Origin of the sequence: Paenibacillus sp. FSL R7-0345, from assembly GCF_038595055.1 — a bacterium.
Classification (GTDB): Bacteria; Bacillota; Bacilli; order Paenibacillales; family Paenibacillaceae; genus Paenibacillus_AQ.
Map to the genome: position 1 here is coordinate 1095548 of NZ_CP152002.1, position 12231 is coordinate 1107778.

Sequence of the window (12231 nt, forward strand, 5' to 3'; positions counted from 1 at the left end):
ATATTGATGTACGCTTTTGGATTTATTTCGCAGGATCTCCTAAGAAAAGGACAAATGATCTTGACAATAAAAGTTGGGTATACTAGCTTTGTTATGAAACGTAACACCTTTAATGAAATGAGACAGGAGAAATGAACACAATGGAATTGTTTACAGCAATGGAGCGGGACGATTACGAGGAACTGCTGTTCTGCCAGGATAAGGCATCAGGTTTGAAGGCAATTATTGCCATTCACGACACTACACTGGGACCGGCGCTGGGCGGGACGAGGATGTGGACCTACGCGACCGAAGAGGCCGCTGTCACTGACGCGCTCCGGCTTGCCAAAGGGATGACCTACAAGAATGCGGCGGCCGGACTGAACCTGGGCGGCGGTAAAACCGTAATCATCGGCGATCCGAAAAAAGACAAGAATGAGGCGATGTTCCGCGCCTTTGGCAGATACATACAAGGACTCAACGGGCGTTATATTACAGCTGAGGATGTCGGAACGACTGAAGCGGATATGGATATTATTCATCAGGAGACGGACTTTGTAACCGGGATCTCGGCTACGTACGGTTCTTCCGGTAATCCGTCACCGGCCACAGCCTTCGGAGTGTATCAGGGGATGAAGGCGGCAGCCAAAGCGGCCTTCGGCAGTGATTCGCTGGCCGGCAGAACGGTTGCGGTACAGGGCGTCGGCAATGTCTCGTTTACGCTGTGCAAATATCTGCATGAAGAAGGGGCAGAGCTGATTGTTACGGATATTAATAAGGAAGCGGTAGCCCGGGCGGTTGAAGCTTATGGCGCCAAGGCAGTCGATCCGGCTGATATTATCAGTGTACAGTGCGATATCTATGCACCTTGCGCACTTGGGGCGACGATTAACGACGAGTCGCTGCCGGTGCTTAAGGCCAAGGTGGTTGCAGGTGCAGCCAATAACCAGCTGAAGGAGCCGCGCCACGGGGATGCCCTGCATGCGATGGGCATCGTCTACGCACCCGATTATGTCATAAACGCCGGCGGCGTGATCAACATTGCCGACGAACTGAACGGCTACAATCAGGAACGTGCTTACAAGCAGGTCAGCAAAATCTATGACAGCATTACACGCGTGCTGGAGATTTCCCGCACCAGCGGTATTCCGGCGTATGCCGCAGCGGACCGTCTGGCTGAGGAGCGGATTGCCCTGCTGCGCAACACCCGCAGCACCTTCCTGCGCAATCCGCATCATGCTATCAGCAGAAGATAACAGCCAGCCTGTACCGGAAGCCATCCGGTGCAGGCTGCTGGAATAAGAAGAAGCCCGTCCCCGGATAACCCGGAGAGGGCTTCTATGCTGTACTATTGTGCTTTTTCCGGCTCCGGATAAGTAACGCCCAGCGTGTCTACCGTAACCTTGGCCATAACCGGCGGGGTATCCGGCCGGTCGGAGCTGTCGCGCGGCAGGTTAACGATCGACTGGACCACATCCAGGCCTTCCGTTACCTTGCCGAAAGCGGCATAGCTCCCGTCGAGGCTCGGGTATTCGGCAGCCATTATGAAGAACTGCGAACCGCCGGAGTTCATATCCTGGCTTCTGGCCATGGACAGCACGCCTTCGGTGTGCAGCAGGTTATTCGTGAAGCCGTTGGCCGAGAATTCGCCGGCTATGCTGTAATCCGGACCGCCCATACCAGTGCCGTCAGGATCACCGCCCTGAATCATGAAGCCCGGAATCACACGGTGAAAAATTGTTCCGTCATAGAAGCCCTTTTGAATCAGGGAAATGAAGTTGTTCACCGTATTTGGGGCAACCTCAGGATAAAGCTCGGCCTTGATAATGCTGCCGTTATCCATTTCAATGGTGACAACCGGATGGCTGGCTGTTGCCGAAGGGACGCCTTCGGTGGCTGCGGTTTGGTTTCCGCTGGCGTTGCCTGCAGCATTATTGCCTGCAGCGTTGTTGTCTGCCGGCTTGTTGCCGCAGCCTGCTGCGAAGATCATCAGCAGGGACATCATCATCAGCAGAATGACAGGGGTTTTTCTTATGCGCTTCACGTTCTAAATCTCTCCTTTAATCTTAAGTAGACTGGTTTGCTCATCCATCATCATACATGGTTTGTCCTGTCGGATGCAAAGCCCGGGAATTAAGGTGATTTGGCATATCGGAAAAAGAGGTCTAGAATAATAGATACTTCAGGGTTTAACAGAAGGGGCGGTGGTTGTTTTGGCATTTTCATGGAAAAGGAATCTGATCGTGCTCTGGATAGGGGTGTTCTTCTGCAGCACAGCCTATTCGATTTCGATTCCGTTCCTCTCGATTTTCCTCAGTGACCAGCTCGGAGTAACCAGCCATCTGGAGATCTGGTCGGGTGTGAGCTTTGGGATTACCTTTCTGGCCAGTGCGCTGATCTCCCCTTACTGGGGGTCTCTGGCTGATAAATACGGGCGCAAGCCGATGCTGATCCGTTCAGGCTTCAGTCTGGCCGCACTTTATCTGATCAATTATTTTGTACATGACCCGTATGTGTTTCTGGCTGTGCGAGTGCTTCAGGGGCTGCTGGCCGGATTTGTTCCGGCGGCGATTGCGATGGTGGCGACCAATACTCCGGAGGAAAAGACGGGTTATGCGCTCAGCATAATGTCTACGGCAGGTGCCACAGGCAGTATTATAGGCCCTCTGATCGGCGGGGTGGTCAGCTATTATTCGAGCAACCGCAGCGCTTTTCTGTTCTCGGCGGCAATTGTGCTCATTTCAGCGCTGATCGCGACCTTTTTCGCCAAAGAGGAGAACTTTAACCGTTCTGCAGCAAGGTCGCGTGTCAGCGATGACATCCGGGAGGCAGTCAAAAATAAAGCGTTCATCACACTGCTGTCCTTAGCTGGAATCAGCACCTTTTCGGTAATGATACTGGAGCCGCTGCTGCCGATTTATCTGCTGGACATGGGCATCTCCAAGAACTCGGCCTCGCTTAGCTCAGGGATTGTTTTCTCCGCTGTCGGGATAGCAACGGTAATAATGGCTCCGCAGTGGGGCCGGATCGGCAGCCGCAAGGGCTTCGGCTTTATCCTGTTTATCGGTCTGATCGGCGGGGGCATCGGCAATATCCTGCAGTATTTTGTCTCCGGCTATGTGGAATTTGCGATTCTGCGGTTTGTCTACGGCCTGTTCTATGCCGGGGTGCTGCCTTCAGTCAATGCGATGATTGTCCAGAGTATTGAACCGGGCTTCCGCGGCCGGGCGTTCGGACTGAATCAGGCGGCTTCCCAGCTGGCAACGATGGCCGGGCCGATTATCGGCGGACTGCTGGGCGCGTTTATTCCCATCCGCTGGGTATTCGTCATTAACGGAATGATGCTGCTTGCAGCAGCACTGCTGGTAAAATTGCGGAACCTGGAGGCCAAGGTTGGTGAAGCGCGTGTGCATGGGGAGGCAGCGGATGCAGGGGCAGCCGGCAATATGTAAAGTAAGTAACTACTCTTTTATATCACACAAAAAGGCCGGAAGCACCGGAAAATCATTTCCGAAAGTGCTTCCGGCCTTTTGCTTAGTCCGTTAACCGTCTTCTCCGTTGGAGCCGTTCAGGATATCGGTTCCCGGCATGGCATTAACCGGAGGGGAAACCGGGTCCACGGCAGTCCCGGGCTGCAGCTCATCTGCATCCGGAATATCCTCCAGCGGCTGTTCTTCCTCGCCGTCGAAGGCTTCCTCATCGCTGGCATAATCGATCACGCTGCCGGTCAGACCGGCAGCTCCGGCGGCGAACACCGCATCCGATTCCAGCAGCTCGTCCCGCTCAGGGGCAGGAGAGGCGAGGATGCCGCTGTCCCGGTCAGCCCTGCGGCCAAGCGCCGGCTGCGGTTCATTGACGCCGATATCGGCAGCCAGTATGGTGTCGGCTTCCAGCGCCGGGTCAGAGCCTTCATCCGCGATGCCGTCAACATAATCAACAGGCCGTTCATTAGCCGGGTCATGTGTGGCCAGCGATGATTCCAGCGGCTGACGCTCTGCATCCAGGGTTACACCGCTGACGCCCTGCTCAGTAATAGTGCCCAGCGGACGCAGATCTTCTTGCGGAATATCCTGCTCGGGCGAGACACCGCCCATTTTCTGATAACGCTCATATGCAAAATCGGCTTCTGTTTTGTTGAAGTCATTCCCCATAGCCGTTCATCTCCTTAGCTTTATGTCTGTCCCTCTTCGGGAACAGCATGATTAATGGCTGCCTCCTGATCCTTATCCGGCAGTGCATCAGGATAAGTGCCTTCCTGGAACAAGCCGAAATCCTCATCGATATCCCGCTCGGTTACCAGATCGTCTTTATCCGGTTCTGGGCTTGCGGCAGGTTTCTTATTGTCGCTCATTGCCGAACCTCCTTACCTGAATCTATAGTATTTCTATACCCGTTTAAGCGGCTGCGAATCTGCACCTCAGGGTCTTTATGAAGCCTTCTTAATATATTCATTCTTCATTTTGATTAACCATGCTGATAAAAAATTCAGGTATTTCGCGGAAATAACCATTTGGAGGCAGGGAAAGTGCGAAGGTTGTCGAAACTAAGAATCATACGAACTAATAAAATCCAACTTATGATTTATTGAGGTGTCAAAATGAAGCTGCCATCACCAAAAAGAGCGGCCGCCATATTCATGCTCCTGCTCTTGACCGTTCTGGTAACTGCAGGCTTTACTATCGGGCGGAACGGTGAGCGGGACATCGTCCTGCTGGACTGGGAGCTGAAATGGGCGCATTCCGGGGAGGAATCTGTTGCCGGAGCGGCAGCGGCCCCGCAGGAGGACTGGCTGAAAATGTCGTCGGATAGAAGCAGGCCGCTGCCGCCTGCAGATGCGGATGCAGCCTGGCTGCGTTTTGAAATCCCGCAGGCCAAGACTCATTCAGCGCTGCTTATTGATAAAATATATGGAACAACACTCAAAGCCTACCGGAATAACACGCTTATATATGATTCCAGACAGATGGTTAATTTTACCGGCAGTAAAGTCCTGATTCCGTTATCAGCCCAGCAGGGCGACGGACCGCTGTATTTGTGGAGCAGCGGGGGCGACAGAGGCTTCGGGGTAGGGGGGCAGATCAGGGCAGGGAATTATGACGGCCTGATGACTCTCTATGTCAAACAGGATTTAGTGGATGTAATCCTGGGAACCTCGCTTATTTTTATGGCGGCTGTCTTACTGGTATGTTTATACTTTATACGGGTGCAGATGTTCTCCGGCGGTTACTATCTCGTCCTTGTGATCCTTGCCTTCGGTGTTCTGTTTATTACATACTCCCCGTTTCTGTCACTTATTCTGGATAGCAGGGAGCATCTGGTGGAGGCCTGCTTTGATACGGCTTTATATATACTGCTGCCGGCTTTTACCTTATATTTTGAACGGATTTTCGGACCCGGCAAAAGCAGGCATCTTGTACGCTTCCGCAATATTCAGCTCGGGTATTCGTGTTTTTGCTTTGCGTTCCTTATACTGAATGCGCTGCTGTCGTACCGGCTGGAACAGCTGTACAGGATCATGACGGTTGACGTGCTCGGAGTGCTGATGATTGTGCAGCTGTCCTATCTGCTGGCCATGGCCGTGGTGTATGCCTACAGGGGCAATAAGGATGCGGCGATTTTCTCCACCGGTTTCGCCGTCTTTGCCGTCATTTCACTCAGCGAACTGATGTTGTACTTCACATCCAAGAGCCCATTCCATCTCTTTTGGTGGAAGTGGGGTGTGGTGGCATTCATTCTCTCACTGATCGTTATTCTCGGCAGGGGCTTCGCCAGAAACTATGAGCAGGCGCTGAGCTATTCCCGGGAGCTGGAGCAGTTCAACAATACCGCGCAGCGCTCGGAAAAAATGGAGATTATCAGCGAGCTCGCCGCCTCCGTCGCCCATGAAGTGCGCAATCCGCTGCAGGTGACGCGCGGGTTCCTGCAGATTCTGGGCGAACGGTCTGCCCGCAAGGAGAAGGAATATCTCAATATGGCGATGGAGGAGCTGGACCGGGCCTCTCTGATCATCACGGACTTTCTCACCTTTGCCAAGCCGGGAATGGAGGAAGTGGATGTATTTGAGCTGTCGGGGGAGTTGCGGCATGTTGCCGGTATTCTGGGCCCGCTGGCCAATCTGCAGGGGGGGACGATTGAACTGCAGCTGCAGGAAGGACTTCATGTACTGGGGAGTCCCGCCAAGTTTAAGCAGGCTTTTATTAATCTGATCAAGAACAGTGTGGAGGCGCTCGGCGAAGAGGGGCTGATCACGGTGTCAGCCTGGAAATCCGGCCAGCATATCATCATCAGTGTGAAGGATAACGGGGAGGGTATGAAGCCCGGCGAGCTGGCCCGGCTGGGTGAGCCTTTTTATTCAAATAAAACCAAGGGAACCGGCCTGGGGCTGATGGTTACCTTCAGGATCGTTGAGGCGATGAACGGCACCATTCAGTTCCACAGTAAAAAGGGTCAGGGAACCGAGGTTATTGTGAAATTACCAGCTGATCACAGTAAATAGAAAAAATTGATAATATTCGTTTATTTAAAGGGATAAGGGCATTGCTGGGCGAAATACTAGTTGTGTCCTGTCCCGCAATACCAATACTTTCTTTTGGGGTGCTTGCATGCGCTTGATCGGTAAAAGTGTACATATAACAGCGATGCTTCTGCTGCTTCTGGTGACGTTCGGGTCGCTGACAGCCTCAGGGGAAGGCCATTATGCTGCAAATGAAATTACAGAATGGCAGATGCAATGGGGCAGCCGCACAGGGGATACTGGCCTTGAAGTCCCGTCCGGGACTCAGGGAGGCTGGTTCAGCAGTGGAACGGCTAAGCCTGCAAGTGAGCTTCCGGATGGTATATCCTCGGCCTGGACCCGGATTGAGCTGCCGGCTGTTCAATATGTGTCGCCTGCTGTTTATATCGGTAAGCTGTATGCCCTGCATATCAAAGTGTTTGTCGAGGACCGGCTGATTTTGGAGGGTGACCGCAGCTATATCAAGGATAATTACTCTTTGCTCGTCCCGCTGGACAGCGGGGATAGCGGCAAGACAATGTATATCTGGGCTTCAACGCTCCAGGACCGGATCGGAATCAAGGATAGCATTGTTGTCGGTGAGCATAGCGAGCTGATCCGCAGTTATGTCAAAAACGGGCTGATTGATGTCATCCTGGGCGGTTCCTTTATTTTTGTAGCGCTGGTGCTGTTTATGTGCGGATTCTTTCTGGACAGGGATCATTTTTCGATTGCGGTACCATTATCCATTGTTATTGCAGCTACAGGGGTATTGTCTATAACCTACTCGCCCTTCATTTATACTTTTTACAGCGCCTACGGAGCGTTAAACATTATCTTTCTTGACCTGGGGCTGCTGTCACTTTTGCCGGCGCTTACCTTTCTGTTTGAGAAAATATTCGGCAGCGGCCGCTTCTCCATCATCCGCCGGTTCCGCATTTTTCAGACGGTCTATTCCGCGATCTGCATCGTGTGCCTGATCATTAATACGCTGGCTGACAACCGTTATGTAGAGTTTTATTATTTTATATCCACCACGGTAATCGGCTTTATTATGATCGCACAGTTCACTCTGCTCATAGCCTGTGCCATTCTCTTTTCGCTCAAAAAGAACAAGGATGCGATCACATTTGCCATAGGCTTCGGCACCGCCGCTTTGACAGGGGTAACCGAGCTGGTCTGGTATTATATCAAGAACGGCAACTATGATCTGTTTTACTGGAAATGGTCGCTGGTAGTGTTCATTCTTTCGCTGATTGTCATTCTGGGCCGCAGGCTGGCCTTAAACCACCGGCAGGTGGTCAGATATTCACGGGAGCTGGAGCTGTTTAACAATGAACTGCAGCGTTCCGAGAAGATGGAGATTATCAGCGAGCTCGCCGCTTCAGTAGCGCATGAGGTGCGTAATCCTCTGCAGGTGACAAGAGGGTTCCTGCAGCTTCTCAGCGAGAAGGCAAGCGGCAGCGAAGAGCAGTATTTATCAATGGCGCTCAGTGAGCTGGACCGTGCTGCAAATATCATCACCGATTTTCTGACCTTTGCCAAACCGGAATTCGAGCAGATTTCAATCCTGAATGTCCGTGAGGAGTTCAAGCACATTGAGAGTATTATGCTGCCGCTGTGTCATCTGAACGGGGGGAAAATGCTTATGCAGGCCGGTGAGGGCTTGTGGGTCAAAGGCAATTCCTCCAAATTCAAGCAGGCTTTCATCAATATTATTAAGAACAGCATCGAATCACTGGGCGATGAGGGTACGGTACAAATGATTGCTTACGGTGTCGGTGATTATGTGTATATTCATATTCAGGATGACGGAGAGGGTATGGACCGCGAGGTGCTGAACCGGCTTGGGGAGCCGTATTTCTCGAACAAAACGAAGGGGACGGGCCTTGGCCTGATGGTGACCTTCCGGATCATTGAAGCCATGACGGGCGAAATCCGTTTTGAAAGCCAAAAAGGAGCCGGAACCGAATCCGTTACGACTTTGCCTCTGGCAAAGCCTCCGGAAGGTTCAGGCTCCCTGTGAAGTCAGAGGCGTGATGTATGCTTACCAGGAACCGAGGGTGGTGACATCCGTTTTCATAATACCTGAGGACGGACTTGGAGGGATGACCAGATAGAACTCATTGGAGCCTTCCTCGACCGTTTTGAGTGTAATATGATCAGGCAGATTGATACCTAGTGCTTCTCTGAGAGCTTCTTTCGGATCGGTAAGCAGCCTTGCTTTGAAACCCGGATCTTCCCATGCTTTCTGAATCACTTGATTCTTAAAAATCGCCTCTGACACAATAATCATCCTTCCCCGAAATGGTAATATTACCCGGTAAGCATACCATAGCATTTTATTTGAATCTATGACTATTTTTGGTTGTTAGCAGTATTTTCATAGAAAAATTAGCTTTTCATATGCCTGGACAGCCAATATTGCAGGCCGCCCCCCTGCAGCAGCTCTTTTTCGGCTTCAATCGCTGCGGCAATCTGCCGGAGATTGTCTGCCAGCATCTGGTGAAAGGCGGTAAGTGCGGATATACGGAATGCTCCCGAGAGCAGCCGCTCATGATTGTCTGCAGCAATGGCCGCATACTGCCGGAGACCGCCGAAGTTATAAATAAACGCTTTCACTTCATCGGGTTCTATAACGTCAGTAGCGTTCCGGGACGGGAGCTGACGGCGGACCATTGCCAGCAGACAATTATAGCTGCCTTCAGCCAGATCCTCTTCCCAATCCTCATAATCGTCGAGCAGCTGCAGGGTGATCAGCACCTCCTGTATAGCAGTTTCCGCGGCAGCGATCGAGGATTCCATGCCGCTGAGCAGCAGAGCAGCTATGGCAGACAGCTTGAGGGGCGCCGCTTTACCAGCTATCCGGCTGCGGTCGTTATAGTAATAATCGCCTGCGCTTTCGCCGCTGACGCAGTCTGACCATTCAAAGAGATACCGTTTGAAGTAGGTCCAAAAGGAGGAGCCGGCAGGAAAAAGCGGGCGGTAGAGCTCCAGAAATTCCGCGTACAGCAGGTTGGCCAGCGGCAGCAGCTCAGCCGCAGAGCTGCGCCGGTTGTCCATCAGATCATCCTGCAGGAAGAAGTAGAGCATCAGCAGAACATTGCCGGAGGACATAATGTGTGTCTCCCTTGGACCTAGCCCGCACTCCCGGCGTAGCCAGAAAGGGAGGAGGTAGCAGATGTAATTCTTTTTGCTGCGGGCCTGAAAGACATCAAACTGCTCAAGATAAGCCAGACCCCGTGTATTCAGCGGCTCCGGGAATCCGGAAATGATGACCCTGCATTCATGAAATACGGCTTGAAGCTCCTGTTCATAATCGTTCAGCCAATCCATAAGCCTGTCCCCTGTCACTATAAGATTGCCGGTAAATCAATAGCTGTCTGGTATCCTGATTGTATGCTGCAGCAACGTCTTTTTCAATTAGAATCTGAAGGGGGGATAAAGCGGATGAAATGGTTTACATTCGGGCAGATGCTGATGCAGATCCGTATCGGCCAGAAGGCTGCTACACCTGACGGGCGCACCGTAATCCGCACCTCCGGCGGGCTGGTCTGGCAGGGCGGCAGGCTCAGCGGAACTGTGGTTGAAGTAAGGGATTATCTGTTCTCGGACATCTGGACTATTTCCGAGGATGAAGCAAGTCTGCAGACGGGCGGCGACCGGGAAGCCCATGAGCGCAGGGAGCATGAGATGCTGGTGAACCAGTACGAGGAAGCACGGCAGACATTCCTTGAAGAGAGAAAAGGCCTGGCAGATTAAACCGGAATTATCCGGTCTGCCGGGCCTTTCATTCATTCTTTTATTCAGGGCAGGGTCTTCGTCTGCTCCGGCAGCGTCTGCAGCAGGGCGGTGTAATCCTCCCTGAGGCGAAGCAGCCTGCTGATGCTCTGATCAAGTCCGCCCGGCCGGTTGCGGCAGATCCACAGCCCGCGGTATTCATGCAGCAGCAGGTCAAGATCCTTGATCTGTCTGCGGATGACCGCGGGATCAAGGGCTGCGGGCTCTTCCGCCAGCTGCAGCTTGATACGGGCCAGCTGCACGGCATGCTTCACAAAACGGATGCCGTTCTCCAGCTCCCGCAGGACAAGTCCGGCATCGCTGCAGCCCGGGGACAGCGCCTCAAGACGGTTCTCGATTCCGAAAATATAGGCCTCAAGCTGGTCAAGCTGTACGGGGGTCAGCTTTCGGGCAATGCCCATGTTGTCCAACCGGCTGCGCAGCAGCATCGACATCTCCGAGTCATTGGGACGGGAAACGCCGGATTCCAGCTTGTAATAGTTGCCGAGGTCAAGCAGCAGTTGTCCGATCCCGCCTGAACGGTCGCGGAAGACGGAGCGGTTCAGGTATCCGGCAACATCTGCCTCCAGATTGTCCCGGACATTCCAGGCCAGTGCGGCACCGTATGCGTATCCGGCATAGCTGACCGGCAGATGCTGCCAGTGGCCGAAGTCACCCCAGTCGGTAATAAGATAGCCGATTGCTCCGTTCTCTTTGCCATGGACAGCCGCGCTGCGCAGATTGGCCAGCATATTGTCGGTGCGGCCGGTAATAGAGTTCCAGGAGCTGGTTCCCGGGCACACGTAGAACGGGATCCGGGCCTCGCGGAATTTCCGGGTATCGGCTTCGAACGGATGCTCTGCACTGTAGCCCCATTCCATCGCAATGATATCCTTCGGGAGCTGCGGAATCAGCTCGGGATGCTGGATGATAATATCGCCCCAGAACTGCATTTTTTTGCCGCGCGCTGTTACGAGCTTATGAATTTGCAGCAGGAAAGACAGATACAGCCGGCCTTTGCCTGCCGAATCAGCCAGTGCTTTGCTTTTGCCGAGTCCAAGCTCATAGGTCTCATCACAGCCGACATTGAACTGGGAGGAAGTGAAGTAGGGAAGGAGATCATCGTACATGGTTCCCAGCAGCTCAAGTACCTCAGGGTTTCCGGTATGGAAGGTTCCCGGCTGCATGAACAGGCCATCCGGATAGAGATCATGGTCATACAAATTATCCGGCAGCATAAAGCCCGCGGGAATTTCCGCCAGATGATTGAATTCCGGACGGGTGAGCCAGTGTTCCATATGGCCGAAGCTGTTCTGATTCGGTACAAGCTCAATATACCGCTCACGGCAGTAGGCATCCAGCAGCAGGATTTCATCTCCGGTAACAGGTGTCTCCAGCTCCCATACCTGCGGAAAGGACTCGTAGGCAAAGGGAGAACCTTCTATATATAACTGCAGCTGGTTGAGCTTCAGATCAGCCATCAGATCAACGATCTGGTACAAAGTCTCAAGCTTCGGGATTTTGTTGCGGCTGATATCAAGCATCAGGCCGCGGGCGGCAAAGTCCGGCTGATCGCGGATGAACAGGAAAGGCAGTTCTCTGCCGCACTGCTCCAGAATCTGTTTTAGCGTTGCAACCGCATAAAAAGCGCCTTCGGCAGTGCCGTAAGTTAGGGTAATACCACCTGCTCCTACAGCTATTTCATATCCCTGTGCGGGCAGCAGCGGACTGTAGCAGAAGCAGGCTGCAGGCGGGACAGAAGCGCTGCGGCCGGCCGACAGAGACAGGCTGAGCTGGAGAATGCGGCTGATTACCTGTTGAAGCCTGCGGGCAGCAGGCAGTATATCCCGGTTCTCTGCTGAAGAGGAAGGGAGAACAATATGGCCTTTTTGCGGAATCAGGAATAGCCCCTCAGACTCTTTAAAAATCTGCGGGCAGGGCAGAAGCTGCAGGCCGGATCTTTCAGGCATAGCATAAAC

General features: G+C 52.9%; 11 protein-coding genes. 5 read left to right on the plus strand and 6 right to left on the minus strand.

Annotation, left to right across the window (positions count from 1 at the left end; genetic code table 11):
- The first annotated feature begins 140 nt into the window (after positions 1-140).
- A complete protein-coding gene (locus NST84_RS04595) occupies positions 141-1235 on the plus strand; it encodes a Glu/Leu/Phe/Val dehydrogenase (RefSeq protein WP_342564461.1) in 1095 nt (364 codons plus the stop codon).
- A 92-nt stretch (positions 1236-1327) separates the two neighbouring features.
- Here the strand turns inward: NST84_RS04595 and NST84_RS04600 are convergent, their stop codons facing one another.
- Positions 1328-1987: a peptidylprolyl isomerase gene (locus tag NST84_RS04600; RefSeq protein ID WP_342566348.1), complete on the minus strand. Its 660-nt coding sequence runs from the start codon at positions 1985-1987 to the stop codon at positions 1328-1330.
- 205 nt (positions 1988-2192) lie between these two features.
- On the opposite strand from NST84_RS04600, the gene NST84_RS04605 reads away from it, so the two are divergent.
- Positions 2193-3431, plus strand: coding sequence for an MFS transporter (locus NST84_RS04605; RefSeq protein ID WP_342564462.1), 1239 nt, complete (start codon positions 2193-2195; stop codon positions 3429-3431).
- 90 nt (positions 3432-3521) lie between these two features.
- Here NST84_RS04605 and NST84_RS04610 read toward each other — a convergent pair whose 3' ends face one another.
- Both NST84_RS04610 and NST84_RS04615 read right to left on the minus strand, forming a co-directional pair.
- Positions 3522-4130 (minus strand): hypothetical protein, encoded by a 609-nt coding sequence (locus tag NST84_RS04610; RefSeq protein ID WP_342564463.1) that lies wholly within the window; start codon positions 4128-4130, stop codon positions 3522-3524.
- Positions 4131-4150: 20 nt separating this feature from the next.
- A complete protein-coding gene (locus tag NST84_RS04615; RefSeq protein ID WP_342564464.1) occupies positions 4151-4330 on the minus strand; it encodes a hypothetical protein in 180 nt (59 codons plus the stop codon).
- Between the two features lie 246 nt (positions 4331-4576).
- Here NST84_RS04615 and NST84_RS04620 point away from each other — a divergent pair, with 246 nt between their 5' ends.
- Positions 4577-6475 (plus strand): ATP-binding protein, encoded by a 1899-nt coding sequence (locus NST84_RS04620; protein WP_342564465.1) that lies wholly within the window; start codon positions 4577-4579, stop codon positions 6473-6475.
- Positions 6476-6581: 106 nt separating this feature from the next.
- The gene (locus NST84_RS04625; RefSeq protein WP_342564466.1) at positions 6582-8498 is read left to right on the plus strand and encodes a HAMP domain-containing sensor histidine kinase; all 1917 of its coding nucleotides are present in this window, start codon (positions 6582-6584) and stop codon (positions 8496-8498) included.
- A gap of 21 nt (positions 8499-8519) precedes the next feature.
- On the opposite strand, the gene NST84_RS04630 is transcribed toward NST84_RS04625, so the two are convergent.
- Entirely contained in the window at positions 8520-8768 is a 249-nt protein-coding gene (locus NST84_RS04630) for an NHLP leader peptide family RiPP precursor (RefSeq protein ID WP_342564467.1), read from the minus strand.
- 98 nt (positions 8769-8866) lie between these two features.
- Positions 8867-9808 carry a hypothetical protein gene (locus tag NST84_RS04635; RefSeq protein WP_342564468.1) on the minus strand — a complete coding sequence of 314 codons (942 nt, stop codon included), beginning with the start codon at positions 9806-9808 and terminating at the stop codon, positions 8867-8869.
- A gap of 114 nt (positions 9809-9922) precedes the next feature.
- On the opposite strand from NST84_RS04635, the gene NST84_RS04640 reads away from it, so the two are divergent.
- Positions 9923-10234 carry a hypothetical protein gene (locus NST84_RS04640; protein ID WP_342564469.1) on the plus strand — a complete coding sequence of 104 codons (312 nt, stop codon included), beginning with the start codon at positions 9923-9925 and terminating at the stop codon, positions 10232-10234.
- A 44-nt stretch (positions 10235-10278) separates the two neighbouring features.
- Here NST84_RS04640 and NST84_RS04645 read toward each other — a convergent pair whose 3' ends face one another.
- On the minus strand, positions 10279-12222 hold the full coding sequence (locus tag NST84_RS04645) for a family 20 glycosylhydrolase (protein WP_342564470.1): 1944 nt from the start codon (positions 12220-12222) through the stop codon (positions 10279-10281).
- Between the last annotated feature and the right edge of the window lie 9 nt (positions 12223-12231).